This is a genomic window from Streptomyces sp. NBC_01537 (assembly GCF_045040445.1).
Taxonomy (GTDB): domain Bacteria; phylum Actinomycetota; class Actinomycetes; order Streptomycetales; family Streptomycetaceae; genus Actinacidiphila.
Window position 1 is genome coordinate 9,579,664 of the sequence record NZ_CP109392.1, and the last position, 16,413, is coordinate 9,596,076.

Annotated in this window: 17 protein-coding genes; 8 read left to right on the plus strand and 9 right to left on the minus strand. The window is 72.7% G+C overall.

The genetic code is table 11. The features are described 5' to 3' along the window. Window positions 1-14: 14 nt before the first annotated feature. A complete protein-coding gene (locus OG607_RS43825; protein WP_405735921.1) occupies window positions 15-1,277 on the minus strand; it encodes a PucR family transcriptional regulator in 1,263 nt (420 codons plus the stop codon). 114 nt (window positions 1,278-1,391) lie between these two features. Between OG607_RS43825 and OG607_RS43830 the strand changes: the two genes are divergently transcribed. Further along, complete coding sequence (locus OG607_RS43830) at window positions 1,392-2,303, plus strand: glutaminase (RefSeq protein WP_405735923.1); 912 nt, start codon at window positions 1,392-1,394, stop codon at window positions 2,301-2,303. 137 nt (window positions 2,304-2,440) lie between these two features. Here OG607_RS43830 and rocD read toward each other — a convergent pair whose 3' ends face one another. The 3 genes from rocD to OG607_RS43845 all read right to left on the minus strand — a co-directional run bounded on the left by rocD (window position 2,441) and on the right by OG607_RS43845 (window position 5,132). Beyond that, a complete protein-coding gene (gene rocD / locus OG607_RS43835) occupies window positions 2,441-3,691 on the minus strand; it encodes an ornithine--oxo-acid transaminase (protein ID WP_405735925.1) in 1,251 nt (416 codons plus the stop codon). Continuing rightward, on the minus strand, window positions 3,688-4,494 hold the full coding sequence (gene ddaH / locus OG607_RS43840; RefSeq protein ID WP_405737456.1) for a dimethylargininase: 807 nt from the start codon (window positions 4,492-4,494) through the stop codon (window positions 3,688-3,690). Before ddaH ends, rocD begins: the two co-directional genes overlap by 4 nt. A 140-nt stretch (window positions 4,495-4,634) precedes the next feature. Then, window positions 4,635-5,132 carry an Lrp/AsnC family transcriptional regulator gene (locus tag OG607_RS43845; protein WP_405735927.1) on the minus strand — a complete coding sequence of 166 codons (498 nt, stop codon included), beginning with the start codon at window positions 5,130-5,132 and terminating at the stop codon, window positions 4,635-4,637. Window positions 5,133-5,239: 107 nt separating this feature from the next. Between OG607_RS43845 and OG607_RS43850 the strand changes: the two genes are divergently transcribed. The 4 genes from OG607_RS43850 to OG607_RS43865 all read left to right on the plus strand — a co-directional run bounded on the left by OG607_RS43850 (window position 5,240) and on the right by OG607_RS43865 (window position 8,459). Then, on the plus strand, window positions 5,240-5,629 hold the full coding sequence (locus OG607_RS43850) for a VOC family protein (protein WP_405735929.1): 390 nt from the start codon (window positions 5,240-5,242) through the stop codon (window positions 5,627-5,629). Between the two features lie 78 nt (window positions 5,630-5,707). After that, window positions 5,708-6,790 carry an adenosine deaminase gene (locus OG607_RS43855; protein ID WP_405735931.1) on the plus strand — a complete coding sequence of 361 codons (1,083 nt, stop codon included), beginning with the start codon at window positions 5,708-5,710 and terminating at the stop codon, window positions 6,788-6,790. Between the two features lie 20 nt (window positions 6,791-6,810). Next, on the plus strand, window positions 6,811-7,458 hold the full coding sequence (locus tag OG607_RS43860; RefSeq protein WP_405735934.1) for a uridine kinase: 648 nt from the start codon (window positions 6,811-6,813) through the stop codon (window positions 7,456-7,458). Between the two features lie 14 nt (window positions 7,459-7,472). Then, window positions 7,473-8,459: a GNAT family N-acetyltransferase gene (locus OG607_RS43865; protein WP_405735936.1), complete on the plus strand. Its 987-nt coding sequence runs from the start codon at window positions 7,473-7,475 to the stop codon at window positions 8,457-8,459. 823 nt (window positions 8,460-9,282) lie between these two features. Here OG607_RS43865 and OG607_RS43870 read toward each other — a convergent pair. The 5 genes from OG607_RS43870 to OG607_RS43890 all read right to left on the minus strand — a co-directional run bounded on the left by OG607_RS43870 (window position 9,283) and on the right by OG607_RS43890 (window position 12,354). After that, window positions 9,283-9,477 (minus strand): hypothetical protein, encoded by a 195-nt coding sequence (locus OG607_RS43870; protein WP_405737458.1) that lies wholly within the window; start codon window positions 9,475-9,477, stop codon window positions 9,283-9,285. A gap of 89 nt (window positions 9,478-9,566) precedes the next feature. Beyond that, window positions 9,567-10,340: an SDR family oxidoreductase gene (locus OG607_RS43875; protein WP_405735938.1), complete on the minus strand. Its 774-nt coding sequence runs from the start codon at window positions 10,338-10,340 to the stop codon at window positions 9,567-9,569. Between the two features lie 25 nt (window positions 10,341-10,365). Next, the gene (gene ltaE / locus OG607_RS43880; protein ID WP_405735940.1) at window positions 10,366-11,412 is read right to left on the minus strand and encodes a low-specificity L-threonine aldolase; all 1,047 of its coding nucleotides are present in this window, start codon (window positions 11,410-11,412) and stop codon (window positions 10,366-10,368) included. A gap of 34 nt (window positions 11,413-11,446) precedes the next feature. Next, on the minus strand, window positions 11,447-11,617 hold the full coding sequence (locus OG607_RS43885) for a hypothetical protein (protein ID WP_405735942.1): 171 nt from the start codon (window positions 11,615-11,617) through the stop codon (window positions 11,447-11,449). Window positions 11,618-11,682: 65 nt separating this feature from the next. Next, window positions 11,683-12,354 carry a hypothetical protein gene (locus OG607_RS43890; RefSeq protein ID WP_405735944.1) on the minus strand — a complete coding sequence of 224 codons (672 nt, stop codon included), beginning with the start codon at window positions 12,352-12,354 and terminating at the stop codon, window positions 11,683-11,685. Window positions 12,355-12,444: 90 nt separating this feature from the next. Between OG607_RS43890 and OG607_RS43895 the strand changes: the two genes are divergently transcribed. The 3 genes from OG607_RS43895 (at window position 12,445) to glgA (ending at window position 16,386) form a co-directional block, all read left to right on the plus strand. Next, on the plus strand, window positions 12,445-13,305 hold the full coding sequence (locus tag OG607_RS43895) for a hypothetical protein (protein WP_405735946.1): 861 nt from the start codon (window positions 12,445-12,447) through the stop codon (window positions 13,303-13,305). A 121-nt stretch (window positions 13,306-13,426) separates the two neighbouring features. Next, on the plus strand, window positions 13,427-14,428 hold the full coding sequence (locus OG607_RS43900) for a zinc-binding dehydrogenase (protein WP_405735948.1): 1,002 nt from the start codon (window positions 13,427-13,429) through the stop codon (window positions 14,426-14,428). Between the two features lie 761 nt (window positions 14,429-15,189). After that, a complete protein-coding gene (gene glgA / locus OG607_RS43905) occupies window positions 15,190-16,386 on the plus strand; it encodes a glycogen synthase (RefSeq protein ID WP_405735951.1) in 1,197 nt (398 codons plus the stop codon). Window positions 16,387-16,413: the final 27 nt, after the last annotated feature.

A 16,413-nucleotide genomic window follows, 5' to 3' on the forward strand; every position in this document is an offset into this window, starting at 1 on the left:
CCGATCCGGCCTACTCATCCGGCCCGGCGACGCGCGCTCAGGGATTCGACGTTGGTGGGAAGCGCGGGCAGCTGATGCGTTCCGTGCAGCCGGCGCAGGCCCAGTGCGAGGTGCAGCAGCAGCCGGTCGCGGCCTTCGCGCAGACTCAGGCCGCAGATCTGCTCGGCCCGTCCCAGCCGGTAGGACAGCGTGGTGCTCTGCACGCACAGCTCGCGCGCGGTGCGCTGCGCGTCCCCGGCGCAGTCGAGATACGTCTCCAGGGTCGGGATCAGCACGGCGGCCGACGGATCCGTGAACAGGGCGGCCAGCCCTTCCGGTAGCAGCGCCTCCTCCCAGGCCCGTGGCGCCAGTTGGGCCAGCAGCGCGTCGGAGCTCAGCTGCGACCAGCAGGCAGCACCGCCCTCGCCGGCCGCCGCCGACAGCGCGACCTCGGCCTGCCGCCGCGCCTGCGGCAGCCCGTCCAGCCCCCGTACCGGGCCGCCGGCCCCGATCCGCCAGCCGCCGGCCTGCCCCGAGCGCGTGGTGAGCTCCGTGAGCAGCGTGGCGGCGGCATCGGCGAGCCGGCCGTTCCCGAAGCCCTGCCTGCGGGCCAGGATCACAGTGGCGCGCCCAGGCCACACGGCGCCGAGCGCGGCCTCGCCGGGGCCGGTACGGCACAGCCGCTCCACGGACTCCGACAGCACCGCCCGGCAGTTGTCCGGCGCGCCGCCGCCTTCCCCGGGGCCGGGGCCGCGGCTCACCAGCAGGACCGCCACCTGCCCGACATCGTCGAGCAGACCCCGGTCGAGCGCCTCCTCCCACGCTCCGCGCCGCAACACAGGGTCCTGGCCGAGCAGATGCTCCACCAGCCGCTGGCTCAGCTCCCGCTGCTGGCCGCCCGTCGCCGGCGTGCTGTCGTGCAGCGCCAGCCCCATCGCCTCTGCCGCCCGGGAGGCCTCGGCGATCTGCATCGCCGTGAGATCCCCGCACCGGTCCGTGACCCATACGAAGCCGAGCAGCACGCCCCGGCAGCGGATCGGGACGCACAGCCGCCGCCACAGCTCCAGCGCCGGGTTCTCCGGGATGTACCCCGGCCCGGTCCACCGTTTGATCTCCTCGTACCGGACGTCCTCCGGCCGGGTCCTGCGGTGCAGCAGCGACCAGATCCGGGCCGGATCCGTGATCCCGAAGTCCTCGCTCACGGCGACCAGGCGCAGGTCCCGGTCATCCACCACGACCGCCCGCCCGAGCCGTTCGGCCAGGGCGTCCACCAGAGTCTGAATCCGCTCGACGCTCATGCCTCACCTTCGGAGGAATGTATTACGTGAGCGGTTGGAACATGTTACGAGCGATGTCCAGGATGGGAACACGGCCGCACGACCGCCGTCACGGGCTGACGCACAATGGTGCGCGTGGACTACCAGGGACTTCTGCACGACGCCATGACCGCAGGCCGAGCCGTGTCCGGGCGCGGCCGGGTGGCCGACTACATACCCGCTCTCGCGGACGCGGATCCGCAGGCGTTCGGCATGGCCCTGGTCACCGTCGACGGAGAGTTCCACGGCGTCGGCGAGGTCGACCGGCCGTTCTCCGTACAGAGCGTCTCCAAGGTCTTCACCCTGGCCCTGGCGCTCGCCCACGGCGGCGACCACGTCTGGCGGGGCGTCGGCCGGGAGCCCTCCGGCAACCCCTTCAACTCCCTGGTCCAGCTGGAGAACGAGCGCGGCATCCCGCGTAATCCCTTCATAAACGCGGGCGCCCTCGTGGTCACCGACCGGCTGCTCGGCCTCACCGGTGACGCGGTGGGATCCGTCCTGGACTTCCTGCGCGCCGAGTCCGGCAACCCGTTCCTGGAGACCGAGCCGGCGACCGCCGCCTCCGAGGCCGAACACGGCCACCGCAACGCCGCCCTCGCCCACTTCATCGCCAGCCACGGAAACCTCGAGAACGAGGTCGAGCCGGTCCTGGAGCACTACTACGCCCACTGCGCGATCGAGGCGAGCTGCCGCGACCTGGCCTGGGCCGGGCTCTTCCTGGCCCAGCACGGGATGCGGGCAGGCGGCGGACGCCTGCTGTCGCGCAGCGACGCCAAGCGGGTCAACGCCGTCATGCTCACCTGCGGCACCTACGACGCCGCCGGCGAGTTCGCCTACCGGGTCGGGCTGCCGGGCAAGAGCGGCGTCGGCGGCGGCGTACTGGCCGTCATCCCCGGCCGGGGCACCATCTGCGCCTGGAGCCCCGGCCTCGACCCGGCGGGGAACTCCGTCGCCGCCATCGCCGCGCTGGACGCCTTCACCACCGCCAGCGGACTGTCGGTGTTCTGACCGGAGTGGTTCGCGGGCCCGTCCGGGTGGCCGGTTCCGTCCTCAATCGCCGGACGGGCTGAATTCGGCCCGTCCGGCGATTGAGGACAAGCGGAGCCGGCGGGCTGCGCAACCCGGCAGACGTACCGGTCGCCGCGCTAGCGCCCGAGCACCTTCTCCAGCGCGCCGAGAGCCGTCTCGATCTCCTCGCGGGTGACGGTGAGGGGCGGGGCGAGCCGGATGGTCGAGCCGTGGGTGTCCTTCACCAGGATCCCTTCCCGCATCAGGCGTTCGCAGATCTCACGGCCGGTGCCGGCGGCCGGGTCCACGTCGACGCCCGCCCACAGCCCGCGGGACCGGAAGCCGGTCACGCCGCGGCCGACCAGGGCGGCCAGCCCCGAGCTGAGGACGGCGCCGAGCTCGCGGGCGCGGCGCTGGAACTCGCCGGTGAGCAGCAGGTCGACGACGGCCGAACCGACGGCTGCGGCCAGCGGATTGCCGCCGAAGGTCGAGCCGTGCTCGCCGGGGCGCAGCACTCCGAGGATCTCGCGGCTGGACAGGACCGCCGAGACCGGCACGATGCCGCCGCCGAGGGCCTTGCCGAGCAGCACCATGTCGGGGACCACGGCCTCGTGGTCGACGGCGAGCGTGGTGCCGGTGCGGCCGAGGCCGGACTGGATCTCGTCGGCGATGAAGAGCGTGCCGGTGCGCCGGGTCAGCGCGCGGACGGCGGTGAGGTAGCCGTCGGAGGGGATGACGACACCGGCCTCGCCCTGGATCGGCTCCAGGAGCACCGCCGCCGTCGTGTCGTCGATCGCGGCCTCCAGCGCCGCGAGGTCGTCGTAGGGGACGGTGCGAAAGCCCGGGGTGAAGGGGCCGAATCCGGAGCGGGCCACGGGATCGTCGGAGAAGCTGACGATGGTCGTCGTACGGCCGTGGAAGTTGCCGCCGGCCACGACGACGGTCGCTCGGTCCGGGGCGACGCCCTTGACCTCGTACGCCCACTTGCGGGCCACCTTGATCGCGCTCTCCACCGCCTCCGCGCCGGTGTTCATCGGCAGCGTCATCTCCAGGCCGGTCAGTTCGGCCAGCCCCTCGGCGAACCCGGCGAGCCGGTCGTTGTGGAACGCGCGGGAGGTGAGGGTGACCTGCTCCAACTGGAGTTGTGCGGCGGCGATCAGCGCCGGGTGCCGGTGGCCGAAGTTGAGGGCGGAGTACCCGGCGAGCATGTCGAGGTAGCGGCGGCCCTCGACATCGCGAACCCATGCCCCCTCGGCGTGGGCGACCACCACGGGCAGCGGGTGGTAGTTGTGGGCGAGGACCCGCGCCTCGGCGTGGATCAGCTCCGCCGACGAACGGGCGGGGGCGGCGGCAGTGGTGGCGGTGCTGGCGCTGGTGGTGGATGTCATGGGACGCGAACCTCCTGGGTGCAGCACTTGGCGCCGCCGCCCGCCTTGCGGAACTCGGACAGGTCGACGGGGACGGGGACGTAGCCGCGCTCGGCGAGCCGGCCGATGAGCCCCGTGGCCTGGGGCGCGATGACCACATGGCGGCCGTCGGAGACGGAGTTCAGCCCGAAGGCCATCGCGTCGTCCCGGGTGGCGGTCACGGCGTCCGGGAAGAGCCGCTCCAGCACCTCGCGGCTGCCGGGCGAGAACGCCCCGGGGTAGTAGGCGATGTTCTCGTCGTCCAGGGCGAACAGCGCGGTGTCCAGATGGTAGAAGTACGGGTCGACCAGCCGCAGGCTGACGGCCGGCACGCCGAAGAACTCCTGGGCCTCCTGGTGCGCCGGAACGGTCGTACGGAATCCGGTGCCGGCCAGGATGAAACCGCCGGCCGGGACGAGGTCCCCCTCGCCCTCGCACACCGACTCGGGTTCGTGGACGTCGAACCCGGCGTCCTTGAACCAGGCCGCGTAGAGCGCCGCTTCGGGCCGCCGCTGCTCCGCGTGGAACCGGGAGCGGAAGACCCTGCCCTTGAGCACCAGCGCCGCGTTGGCGGCGAACACCATGTCCGGCAGCCCGGCCACGGGCTCCAGCGTGTCCACGGTGTGGCCGAGGTCGCGGTAGGTGCGGCACAGCGACTCCCACTGGGCGAGGGCGAGGGCGGTGTCGACCGGCACGTCCTCGCGCATCCAGGGGTTGATGGCGTACTTCACGTCGAAGAATCTGGGTTCGCAGGTGAGATAGCGCCTCGGGCGGACCACGCGCATGGGCGGCACGGAACCTTCCTTTCGTCGGTGGGGGACGCCCTCAACGATAGGAAGTGCGGGTGACGGTCAACAAGGAACAGGAATTGCGTGTGTGCGCAGCATTCTTGCGTTGTAGGCCCGGTCAGTGGCTGTTCGTTGCGTCAGTCAGGGGGTGCGGCGGGCGGCGTGGCGGGGCTCCCGGCCTCGGGGCTGTTGGGCAGGAGGTGGCTCAGGGCGATGAAGCTGTTGGTCCGCGTGACGAAGGGCTCGGCCCGGATCCGCTCCAGCACCTCCTCGAAGTGCCCGATGTCGGCGGCCCTGATGTGCAGCAGGGCGTCCGCCTCGCCGGTCACGGTCACCGCCGCCACGACCTCGGGATGGTTGCGCGCCACTTCGGCCAGGCGCCGCGGCGGGGCCGCGCCGTCGCAGTAGACCTCCACGTAGGCCTCGGTGCGCCAGCCGAGGGCGGCCGGCTGCACGATCGTGGTGAATCCGGTGATCACCTCGGTCTCCCGCATCCGGTCCACCCGCCGTTTGACCGCGGGGGCCGAGAGCCCGATGGCATGGCCGATCTCGGTGAAGCTGGTCCTGGAGTTCGCGACGAGCGCCGCGATGATCTTCCGGTCCAGATCGTCCAGCGCCGGCTGCTGGTACGCCATGGGGCACCCGTCCTCTCGCTCTCGTCAGCCTTCTATCATCCGGCCGGTACGGCAGGGAGACGAACCGCACATTGCCCCAGCAGGGGTGTTACGTATAACGTCTCTCCATGTCCCGCATCTCCCTGGTGACCCTCGTCGTCGATGACTACGACGAGGCGATCGCCTTCTACACCGGCGCGCTCGGCTTCGACCTCGTCGAGGACGAGCCCCGCCCCGGCGGCTCCCGCTGGGTCGTCGTCCGCCCGCCCGGCGACGGCGGCACGGGGCTGCTGCTGGCCCGCGCCGACAACGACGCCCAGCGCGGCAGGGTCGGCGACCAGACCGGGAACCGGGTCGGCTTCTTCCTCAACACCGACGACTTCGCCGGTGACCACGCGCGGATGCGCGCGGCCGGAGTGACCTTCCTGGAGGAGCCCCGGCACGAGACGTACGGCTCGGTCGTCGTCTTCGAGGACCTGTACGGAAACCGCTGGGACCTGCTGGGCCACCCCGCATAGCCGTCGACCGCCGTCACACCCAGACCACCCCGACCACCCCGACCACCGCACACCTGCGCACCCGAAGGAACAGACCGCATGACCGCCGCGTCCCCCGCCCCCGCCCTCGACGCCATTGCCCGGCTGCCGAAGGCCGTCCTGCACGACCACCTCGACGGCGGCCTGCGCCCGCAGACCCTGGTGGAGCTCGCGGGGACGATCGGTCACACCCTGCCCACCACCGACCCCGAGGCGCTCGCGGCCTGGTACTACGAGGCCGCCAACTCCGGTGACCTGGTCCGCTACATCGCGACCTTCGAGCACACCCTCGCCGTCATGCAGACCCGGGAAGGCCTGCTGCGCACCGCCGAGGAGTACGTCCTCGACCTCGCCGCCGACGGGGTCGTCTACGGCGAGGTCCGCTACGCCCCCGAGCTGATGCTCCAGGGCGGGCTCACCCTCCCCGAGGTCGTCGGGACCGTCCAGGAGGGACTGGCCGCAGGCATGGCCAAGGCCGCGGCCGCCGGCACCCCGGTCCGTGTCGGCACCCTGCTCTGCGCGATGCGCATGGCCGACCGCGCCCGCGAAATAGCCGATCTCGCGGTCGCCTTCCGGGACAGCGGCGTACTCGGCTTCGACATCGCCGGCGCCGAGGACGGCTTCCCGCCCGCCGACCACCTGGACGCCTTCCAGTACCTGCGCGGCGAGAGCGTGCCCTTCACCATCCACGCCGGTGAGGCGCACGGCCTGCCCAGCATCCACCAGGCCGTCCAGGTCTGCGGCGCGCTGCGCATCGGCCACGGCGTCCGGATCACCGAGGACATCGCGGGCGGCAAACTCGGCCCCCTGGCGAGCTGGGTGCGCGACCGGCGCGTCGCCCTGGAGATGTGCCCGACCTCCAACCTGCAGACCGGCGCCGCGACCTCCATCGCCGAGCACCCCATCACCCTGCTGCGCGACCTCGGCTTCCGGGTCACCCTGAACACCGACAACCGCCTGGTCTCGGGCACCACCATGACCCGTGAGATGTCGCTGCTCGTCACCGAGGCCGGCTGGACCCTCGACGACCTGCGCACGGTGACCGTCAACGCCCTCAAGAGCGCCTTCATCCCCTTCGACGAGCGCAACGCCCTCATCCGCGACGTCGTCCTGCCCGGCTACGCCGCGCTGACTGACCACTGAGGCTGGGGCAGGATGGCCCGGTGCGACTCACCGCGATCACCTGGCCCCGCCTGACCGAAGCCCTCACCGACCGCATCGCCGCACTCAAGCCGCTCGACGGCGGCCCCTGGCCCCGGGTCGCCCTGGACGGCGCCCCCGCCGCCCGCACCGACGCGCCGGCCCAGGCCGTCGCGGAGGCGCTGCGCGCGCTCGGCCGCCCGGCGCTGCGCGTCAGCGCGCGCACGTACTGGCGCCCGGCGTCGATCCGCTACGAGCACGGACGCCAGGACCCGGACGCGTACTACGACACCTGGCTGGACACCGGCGCGCTGTGGCGGGAGGTGTTCGGCCCGCTGGGCCCCGGCGGGAACGGGCGCGTACTGCCCTCGCTGTGGGACCCCGGGACCGACCGGGCGACCCGGGCGGCGTACGAGGAACTGCCGCCCGGCGGCGTGCTGTTGCTGGACGGGGCCTTCCTGCAGGGCCACGGTTTCCCGCTGGACCTGACGGTCCACCTCAGGCTGTCCCCGGCGGCGCTGGAGCGCCGGACGCCGCCGGAAGAGCGGTGGACCATGCCGGCGTTCGCGCGTTACGAGGCCGAGATGCGGCCCGCGGAGACAGCGGACATCCTCGTCCATACCGACGACCCGAACCGCCCTGCCTGGACGGGGGACGGCCCGGACCGTTAGCGTCCCGTCGCACCATGACACTCGCCACCGCGCCGCTGACCGCCGAGCACATACCCGAGGCCGCCGTCCTGCTCGACCGCTGGTACAACCGGGCGGCACGGCCGCGTCCGGCCGTGCCGCCCACCGGCGAGGAACTGCTGGGCAAGATCCTCGCCGAGCCGTACACCGAGGCGGCCTGTGCCCGGGCGAGCGGCGGCGTGTTCGCGGGCTATCTCGCCGCCCTTCCGCTCGACCTGGCCCTGGAGGACCCCGAGGTCCTCGACAGCCATCCGCGCTCCGCGCTCGTGCCCTTCGGCGGGCACGCGCTGCGCGGCGGCCGCGAGACGGAGACGCTGCGCGCGCTGTACACGGTGGTCGCCGAGCGGCTGGTCGCGCAGCGCCGCCTCGTCCACTACGTCGACCTCCCGGCCGACGAGTCGGCTGCCATGGCCTGGTTCCGGCTCGGTTTCGGGCTGGCGCAGGTGCGCGGGCTGATGCCGGTCAAGCCGCGCGGCCGTCAGCCCCGGGGCGTGGAGGCCCTGACCATCCGCCGGGCGGGCACGGGTGAACTCGACCTGGACCGGATCGGCCGCATGGCCGCCGAGGCCGCCCGCCAGCAGCAGCGCTCCGCCGTCTTCCTCCCGCAGCCCGAGCCCGCCCTCGCCGCCCTGCGCAAGCGCTACGCCGTCACCCTCGGTGACCCGCGCAGTGCCGCCTGGATCGCCGCCCGCCGAGGCGAGGAGATCGGCATGGTGGTGCTCGCCCGGGCCGAGCCCAGCCCCGTCCTGCCCGAGCCCTGCGCCGAGCTGTCCCTGGCTTACGTGGCGCCCTCCGCCCGGGGCGAGGGGATCAGCCGGATCCTGCTCGCCACGGCCCTGGCCTGGGCCTTCGACAACGGCTACCGCAACATCACGGCACGCTGGCACGCCGCGTCCCCGGTCGCCGCGGGGCACTGGCCGGCGGTGGGCTTCAAGCCGGTCGCGTACCGCCTGCAGCGGGTGCTGGACCCCAGGCTGCACTGACCTGTCATCCTGTGTGGTCAACGGCACAGATCCACAGGGCAGTTGTGGTCAGTACCCCTAGCTGTTGAGTCCTAAACTAAACAAGGGCTGCAGCGCGTAACCGCGCCGGCCCCACCGCCCCGGCCAGATCCCCCCGTCCTGGCCGGGGCGTGTTTTTTTGAGACGCCTTCTTGAGGCGCCTATTTGAGGCGACCTCGCCACCGCTATTCGGCCGCCCGCGTGTGACTGAGTGCTTCACCTGGCGGGTGAGCACTTGAAGTGGTGGGTCGAGCGTCGGAGTTGGCGGATCATGCTTCAGTGCCACGGCTCGTGCTCAGCCGCTCGTGCGGGTCGTTCCCTCCAGGCCCTGTCCGGGCGATCATGAACGGCCCCTTCGCCGCCGCCGTGACATCAGCCGCCGGCGCGGAGGGCGCCCATGATCGCCCGGACAGGGCCAGGCCGTGTCTGACAAATCCCGCCTGCCCCACGACGCCGCAGTGACATCAGCCGCCGGCGCGGCGGGCGCGCGCTCGCTGCGTTGTCGGAGTCGCCCGAGTAGCCCACTGCGAGGGCGATCCTCCGCCTTGCGATCGCACGCACCAGACGCTGTGGGGCCCGCCCTTCGGGCGGCCGGCGCCATTTGTCAGACACGGCCTGGGCCGCTTCTGATGGATCTCCGTGGCATCGCGTGCCCTGGCACCAGCGCTCGCGGCGTTGCCGGAGCGCCCACAGGAAACCACCTTGTGGGCGCTCCGGCGCTTTGCGATCGCAGGCGCCGCAGTGACACATCAGCCGCTTGCACGGCGGGCCGCTCCTTCAGCCACGGAGATCCATCAGAAACGGCCTAGCCGTCGTCACTGGTGGTCCCGTTCGGACCCGAATGCCGGTTCCTCGCAGAGCGGCGCACCCCCTCGCCTGCGGCGAGCGTCATGGTCGCTACGGCACGGACCCAGCGGGGCCCGCCACGCTCCGCCCACACCACACACACGCACCCGCCGACAGTAAGCGCCAAGACGCCGAGCAGTACCAGAACGATCATGTTCCCCACCTCTGCGTTCATTCGTTCGGTCCTGCTGATCGTCTCAGGTCGGGAAGGGCGTTCCCACGAGGTTGAACCCGGTGAAGCGCTCAGCCACACCGCGGCACACGAGCGGCCCGCACCCGCGTGCCCCCGTCGACGACCAGTTCCGCGCCGGTGATCCAGGCCGCGTCCTCCGAGGCCAGCCACACCACGGCCCGCGCGATGTCCGCCGGCTCACCGATCCGGCCCAGGGGCAGCCCGGCCGCGATGGACTGCCCGGCCGGCTCCCACATGAAGCGGGCCATCTCCGTGCGCACCAGCCCGGGGGAGACCGCGTTGACCCTTACGGCCGGTCCGAGTTCCCCGGCGAGCTGCTGGGTCAGGTGCAGCAGGGCGGCCTTGCTGGTGCCGTACGCGCCCACGTTCGGGCCGACATGGCCCGCTCCCTCGGTGCAGATGTTGACGACCGAGCCGCCGTGCTCCCGCATCCACCCGCGCCAGGCCGCCTGGACCAGCCGGAGCGCGGCCTCGACATTCACGGTGAAGGCCTCCCGCCACAGATCCGGGTCCACCTCCATGAGCGGACCGTAGGGCTGGTTGGTCGCCGCGTTGTTGACCAGGATGTCCAGGCCGCCCAGCTCCTCCACCGCGTACGCCACGCAGGCCGCCGGATGGCCGGGATCGGCCACCGTGCCGGCCAGCGCGGCCGCCCGGTGTCCCGCGCCCCGCAGCCGCTGCGCCGCCGCGTCCAGCCGGCCCGGATCCCGGGCGGTGAGGAGCACCCGGGCCCCGGCCCCGGCGAGGGCCTCCGCGACGGCCAGCCCGATGCCGCTGGAGGCGCCGGTCACCAGGGCGGTGCGGCCGTGCAGGGACTGGCTCATGGCCGCACCGTCTCATGACGACCCGTCAGGAAGCCAGGGTCTCGCGCACGATCCGTACGGCCTCGGCCGTGTCCGTACGCGACACACCCAGGTGGAAGACGAAGCGCAGCCGCCCCGCCCCCGCGCACAGCAGACCGCGCGCGGCGAGCCGCGCGGCGAGGTCCTCCGTGGTCAGGCCCCCGGTCGTCCCGGCGAAGACCATGTTGGTCCGCGCGGGCTCGACGGCCAGTCCCTGCAGGCCCGTGACGCCCTCCGCGAAGGCCGCCGCGTTCTCGTGGTCCTCCGCCAGCCGCGGAACGTGGTGGTCCAGGGCGTACGACGCGGCCGCCGCCAGCACCCCGGACTGCCGCATCCCGCCGCCCAGCGCCTTGCGCCACCGCAGCGCCCGCGCGATGAACTCCGCCGAGCCCAGCAGCGCCGACCCCACCGGTGCGCCGAGGCCCTTGCTGAAGCACACGGACACACTGTCGAAGGGCGCCGCGATCCGCCGCGCCTCGTCGAAGGGATCCCCGCTCCGGGCCGACGCCACCGCCGCGTTGAACAGCCGGGCACCGTCCAGATGCGTCGCGAGCCCGAGACCGCGCGCCAGCTTGGCCGTCGACTCCAGGTATTCGACCGGGATGACCTTTCCCTCGGCGGTGTTCTCCAGGCACAGCAGCCGCGTGCGCGCGAAATGCGGGTCGTCCGGTTTCACCGCCGCCTCGATCTGGGCCGGGTCCAGCGTCCCGTCCGCCCGGGCGGTCAGTGGGTGCGGCTGTATGCCGCCCAGCACCGCCGCGCCGCCGCCCTCCCACCGGTACACGTGGGCGGACATGCCTGCGATGTACTCGTCACCGCGCCCGCAATGGCTCAGCATCCCGCACAGATTGCTCATCGTCCCCGTCGGCACGAACAGCGCCGCCTGGAAGCCCAGCAGCGCGGCGATCCGCTCCTGCAGCGCGTTGACGGTGGGGTCGTCGCCGAAGACGTCGTCCCCGACCTCCGCGCGCGCCATCGTGCCGCGCATGCCCTCGTCAGGGCGGGTCACGGTGTCGCTGCGGAGGTCAATGGGTCGGTACTCGCTCTGTGGCATGCGCCCATTGTCGTGCCGGGGTCGTGCCCGGGCGTCAGCCGGTCGTGCCCGCGCCCTCTTCCTCGTTCTCGCCCTCGGCCTGGGACGGCGTCGTCCGGGGTACCTCGGCGTGGACCTCGTGGGCGGCGAACTCGTCAGATTCGTCGCGCTCGCCCTCCGCCTGGGAGGGGGTCCGCTGGTACAGCTGGTCTTCCGGTGTGCGCATCACGAGCCTCCCTGCTTCCCCCGCGCCTCCAGCCTGCCACCTCCAGCCTGCCACTTCCGGCCCGCTCAGGCGCGGCGCGGGGACGCCAGGACGAAGCTCCGCCCGTGCCGGTCGCGGTGCAGTGTGCACTGCCAGCCGTACCGCTCCAGGAGCCGCTGGCACGCGGTCAGGGACGTCACGGCGTCGCTCCCGTGCCAAGCCACCTCCACCAGGCCCTTCTGCTGGGTGGCCGGCGAGACCGAGTAGCCGTCCGTGCCGGCCGCGCCGCTCGCGGGGGAGTGGCCGGCGGCCTCCAGGGCCAGCGCGACGGCGTGCACGGGACGCTCCCGCTCCCAGGGCGCGGGCCTGGTGACGTCGCCGTCCTGCAGGACCCGGCGGATCTCCAGCAGTCCCGACCAGGCCGTCGCCACCTCGGCCGCCCGGCTGGGGGAAGCGGGCCCGGGGCCCGGCGCGCCGGTGCCGTCATCGGCGGCGAAGCCGGTGGCGGGGGCCGTGGGGGCCGCCGCGGGAACGGGGGGCTCCTGTCTGTGCCCCGGCTCCGGCCCGACCCGGGCGAGTACGTCGCGCACGCGCAGCCCCTCCGGGGTGAGGTAGTAGCCGCCGACCCTGCCGTACCGGACGGCCAGGCCCAACCGTGCCAGGGCCTCGCAGGTCGGCACGCGGGCCCCGAGCCGGCCCGTGCCGGCGTCGGACTCCAGGATCGCGCGCCGCTGGGCGCCGGACAGTGCCTCGGCCATGACCCGAACTGTAGAGCCGGGGTACGACACCCGGCCGGTGCCCTACACTCGAATTCGAGCATACGTTCGAACATGTGAGGTGGGCGCACCATGGCCGTGCTCTACATCCGCTGCGGAGCCGTCGACCGGGCGACCTACGCAGCCCTGGCCGAGCTCGTCGGCCAGTTCACCCCCCTCGTGGAGACCGCCCCGCCCGACGTGATCCTGGCCGACATCAGCGCCGCCGTGCGCTACCTCGACCGCCTCCCCGAGCAACTCGCCCTCATGATCGGCACCCGCGCCACCGCGATGTACGACGTACACCTCACGATCGGCGCCGCCGGCAACCGGGCGGTCGCCGCAATGGCCGCCGCGGCGGCCCGGCCCGGCCGGGTCCGGGCCGTCGACGCCGACCCCGAAGCGGTCGCCGACTTCCTCCGCCCCCGCCCCGTCGCGGACCTCCACGGCATCGACGAGGCCGCCGCCACGACTTTGGCCCGGCACGGCCTCCGCACCGTCGGCCAGGTCGCCGCCACCCCACCGGCCGTCCTCCAGACCCTCCTGGGCCCAGCCGCCGGCCTCACCGCCTGGGAACGCGCCCACGGCATCGACCCCCACCGCGTCTCCGCCGACACCCCGCCCAAAAGCCTGACCGCCGACCGCCTCTTCTCCTCCTACGGCACCCACCCCGACGCCGTACGCCGCACCCTCCCCCTCCTCGCCGACTCCCTCGCCCGCCAACTCCACGGCTCGGGCCGCTCCGCCCTCACCCTCGCCCTCACCGTCAGCCTCTCAGGCGGCTCCTCCCTCGACCGCACCCGCACACTCGCGGCCCCGACCGCCCATCCCGCGGTCCTGTCGGACGCCGCCCACGCCATGTGCGACGCGCTGGCGCTCGGCGTCACGGGGATCCGTGCGGTCGCGTTGAGCGCGGTCCGGCTCGTGCCGTTTGCCGGGGCAGCGGTGCGGTAGCGGTGGTTGGCCATTCTGAGCATCGCAGTCGGCCGTCGGCCTTGAGCCGGGAATGAAGCCGCAGCGGCTGCATGTTGACCACCGCTGACCGACTCTCTGCGCTCGGGAAGAAGGAAGGCCCATGACGTCCTCGCCGGTCACTATGCGCGCCGTTCGACTCTCCGCCCCCGGCCCCGTCGACAACCTGCGGCTGACCACGCTCCCTCTCCCGTCCGAGAGGGACGGCTGGGTGCGCATCCGCGTCGAGGCGTTCGGCCTCAATCGCTCGGAGTTGAAGCTGCGGCTGGGTGTGAGCGTGGGTGTCAGCTTTCCCCGGGTGCCGGGCATCGAGGCCGCCGGCACCATCGACGCGGCCCCGGCCGGCAGCGGGCTGGTTCCTGGGCAGAAGGTTGTCGCCATGATGGGGGACATGGGGCGCACCTTCGACGGCGGCTATGCCGAATACACCTCAGTGCCGCTGTCGCAGGTCATCCCCGTCGACACCGACCTGCCCTGGGAGGTGCTGGGCGCCCTGCCGGAGATGGTGCAGACCGCCAACGGCTCGCTCACCATCGGCCTGGACCTGAAGCCCGGCCAGTCCGTGCTGATCCGCGGCGGCACCTCCTCGGTGGGCCTGGCCGCCGCCGCTCTGGCCGCATGGCGCGGCGCCACTGTGCTGTCCACCACCCGGCGAGCCGACCGCCTCACTTCGCTGAAGGAGCACGGTGTCGACCACCCTCTGCTCGACACCGGCGAGGTCGCGCCCGCCGTGCGAGAGCTGTACCCGGACGGCGTCGACGCCGCCCTTGATCTTGTCGGCACGCCGACCCTCCCCGACACCTTGCGCGCGGTGCGCGTGCACGGCACGGCCTGCTTCGGCGGCAGCCTGTCCAACCAGTGGACGGTGCGGGACTTCTCCCCGAACGAGTACCTGCCCAAAGGCGTGCGCCTGGCGGGCTACTTCGGCGACGCCGCCGACCTGCCCCGGGAAACCTTCCAGGAGATCCTCGACGCGGTAGCGGCAGGCCGGCTGGCCTTCCCCGTGGACCGCGTCTACGACGGCCTGGAGCAGGTGCCGCAGGCCCATGACGACATGGAGCACGATCGCGCCACCGGCAAACTCGTCGTCCGCGTCCGGCACTAGGGCCTGTTCGAAGCGTTGATCAAGGTCGTGGAACGGGTCCGCCGGCGGACAAGCTCGCCTGCCGCTACGAGGCGAACATCTGGACCAGGCCATCGCTCCGTCGAAGTTGCGGCGGAGGACACGCCCGAGGGCGTCCGGAGGGCCAGGGGGATCGCTCCCCCTCGGACGGGCTGAAAGTTGCCGTCCGGCCGGGAGGGGACACGCCGGGGGCCCCTTTTCCTCGTGCGGTCCTCGCGGGCGCTGTGCTGGCTTCGGACCGCTGCGCCGGCCTCCGGCCGCCGGGGCCGTGGGTGAGGGGGTTTCCCCCACCCCGCCCCTTCCCGCTGCATCCGATCAGCGGCTGGCGCCGCGTGGCGGGCTCCGCCCGGACCCGCCGGGGCAAGCCCCCGGACCCCGAACGCCCTGCGGGCGTGTCCTCAAACGCCGGACGGGCTGAAGTGAACGTCTCCGGCCGGGAGGGGACACGCCGGGGTTCTCCCGCAGCGCGACGAGCGAGGATCCCGGACACGGATCGGGTCGACCAGAGTCGCGAGCGCCGAGGAGAGATCCCCGGTGGTGGCACCGACCCCCAGGCCAACCCAGCCCGTCCGGCGCTTGAGGACGGACCGGCAACCATCACCGACGGCACCGCAACCGCACCGCCAGCCACGGCAAACCGCACCGCAACCGCAAAGGCAAACGTTCGTGCGGATCAAACGACCTTCCTCTGGGCATCAGTGTGAGTACGCGGCGACAAGGGCCGGCAAAACCAGGAGGCGCCCATGAGGGTGGGACTGCTCACTCGCGAGTACCCGCCGGATGTGTACGGGGGCGCGGGAGTCCACGTGGAGTTCCTCGCCAAGGAGTTGCGAGGGCTCACTGACCTGCAGGTTCACTGCTGGGCCAGCGCAAAAGTCGGCGAGGACGGCGAGGACGGCGAGGGCGGCGAGGGCGGCGCCGTCACCCGCCACGCGCCCGCGCCGGGACTGGCCGCCGCCAACGAGGCGTTGCGGAGCCTGTCCGTGGACCTGGCGATGGCGGCTGCACTGACCGACCGGGACCTCGTGCATTCCCACACGTGGTACGCCAACTTCGGCGGTCATGTGGCGAAGCTTCTCCACGGCATCCCGCACGTGATGACGGCGCATTCCCTCGAACCGCTGCGCCCCTGGAAGGCGGAGCAGCTGGGCGGCGGGTATGCCGTATCGGGTTGGGCGGAGCGCACCGCGATCGAAGCGGCGGACGCCGTCATCGCGGTCTCGCACGGCATGCGTGCGGACATCCTCGACTGCTATCCGGTCCTGGACCCCGGCCGGGTGCACGTCGTCCACAACGGCATCGACACCAACCTCTACCGCCCGGACCCCGGCACTGAGGCGCTCGTGCGCCACGGGGTGGACGCAAAACGCCCGTACGCGCTGTTCGTCGGCCGGATCACCCGCCAGAAAGGCGTGCCGCATCTGCTGCGGGCCGCTCGTGAACTCGACCCGGCCGTGCAGCTGGTGCTGTGCGCGGGGGCGCCGGACACGCCCGCGATCGACCGGGAGTTCCGGGACCTGGTCGCGGAACTGACGGCGTTGCGCGACGGGGTGATCTGGATTCCGGAGATGCTGCCGCGGCCGGAGGTCGTCCAGTTGCTGACGCACGCGGCGGTGTTCGTGTGCCCGTCGGTGTACGAGCCGCTGGGCATCGTCAACCTGGAGGCGATGGCGTGCGGGACGGCCGTGGTGGCCTCGGCGGTGGGCGGGATTCCTGAGGTGGTGGAGGACGGCGTGACCGGGGTTCTCGTCGGGTACGACGAGAAGGAACCGGCGGCGTTCGAATCAGCACTGGCGGAGGCCGTGAACCGGGTGGTCGCCGACCCGGCGGCCGCGGCGGGGATGGGCGAGGCCGGACGGGCGCGCGCGGTGAGTACCTTCGGGTGGGACGCGGTGGCCAGGCGCACGGTGAAGGTGTATGAGTCGGTTCTCAAGTCCTGAACAGCAAGGCAGTTGCAAGGGGGCGCG

Coding starts and splice junctions, on each gene's coding strand:
- OG607_RS43825 (WP_405735921.1), bottom strand. CDS start 1,277: ATGAGCGTCGAGCGGATTCAGACTCTGGTGGACGCCCTGGCCGAACGG.
- rocD (WP_405735925.1), bottom strand. CDS start 3,691: ATGACATCCACCACCAGCGCCAGCACCGCCACCACTGCCGCCGCCCCC.
- ddaH (WP_405737456.1), bottom strand. CDS start 4,494: ATGCGCGTGGTCCGCCCGAGGCGCTATCTCACCTGCGAACCCAGATTC.
- OG607_RS43845 (WP_405735927.1), bottom strand. CDS start 5,132: ATGGCGTACCAGCAGCCGGCGCTGGACGATCTGGACCGGAAGATCATC.
- OG607_RS43850 (WP_405735929.1), top strand. CDS start 5,240: ATGTCCCGCATCTCCCTGGTGACCCTCGTCGTCGATGACTACGACGAG.
- OG607_RS43855 (WP_405735931.1), top strand. CDS start 5,708: ATGACCGCCGCGTCCCCCGCCCCCGCCCTCGACGCCATTGCCCGGCTG.
- OG607_RS43865 (WP_405735936.1), top strand. CDS start 7,473: ATGACACTCGCCACCGCGCCGCTGACCGCCGAGCACATACCCGAGGCC.
- OG607_RS43870 (WP_405737458.1), bottom strand. CDS start 9,477: ATGATCGTTCTGGTACTGCTCGGCGTCTTGGCGCTTACTGTCGGCGGG.
- OG607_RS43875 (WP_405735938.1), bottom strand. CDS start 10,340: ATGAGCCAGTCCCTGCACGGCCGCACCGCCCTGGTGACCGGCGCCTCC.
- ltaE (WP_405735940.1), bottom strand. CDS start 11,412: ATGCCACAGAGCGAGTACCGACCCATTGACCTCCGCAGCGACACCGTG.
- OG607_RS43885 (WP_405735942.1), bottom strand. CDS start 11,617: ATGCGCACACCGGAAGACCAGCTGTACCAGCGGACCCCCTCCCAGGCG.
- OG607_RS43890 (WP_405735944.1), bottom strand. CDS start 12,354: ATGGCCGAGGCACTGTCCGGCGCCCAGCGGCGCGCGATCCTGGAGTCC.
- OG607_RS43895 (WP_405735946.1), top strand. CDS start 12,445: ATGGCCGTGCTCTACATCCGCTGCGGAGCCGTCGACCGGGCGACCTAC.
- OG607_RS43900 (WP_405735948.1), top strand. CDS start 13,427: ATGACGTCCTCGCCGGTCACTATGCGCGCCGTTCGACTCTCCGCCCCC.
- glgA (WP_405735951.1), top strand. CDS start 15,190: ATGAGGGTGGGACTGCTCACTCGCGAGTACCCGCCGGATGTGTACGGG.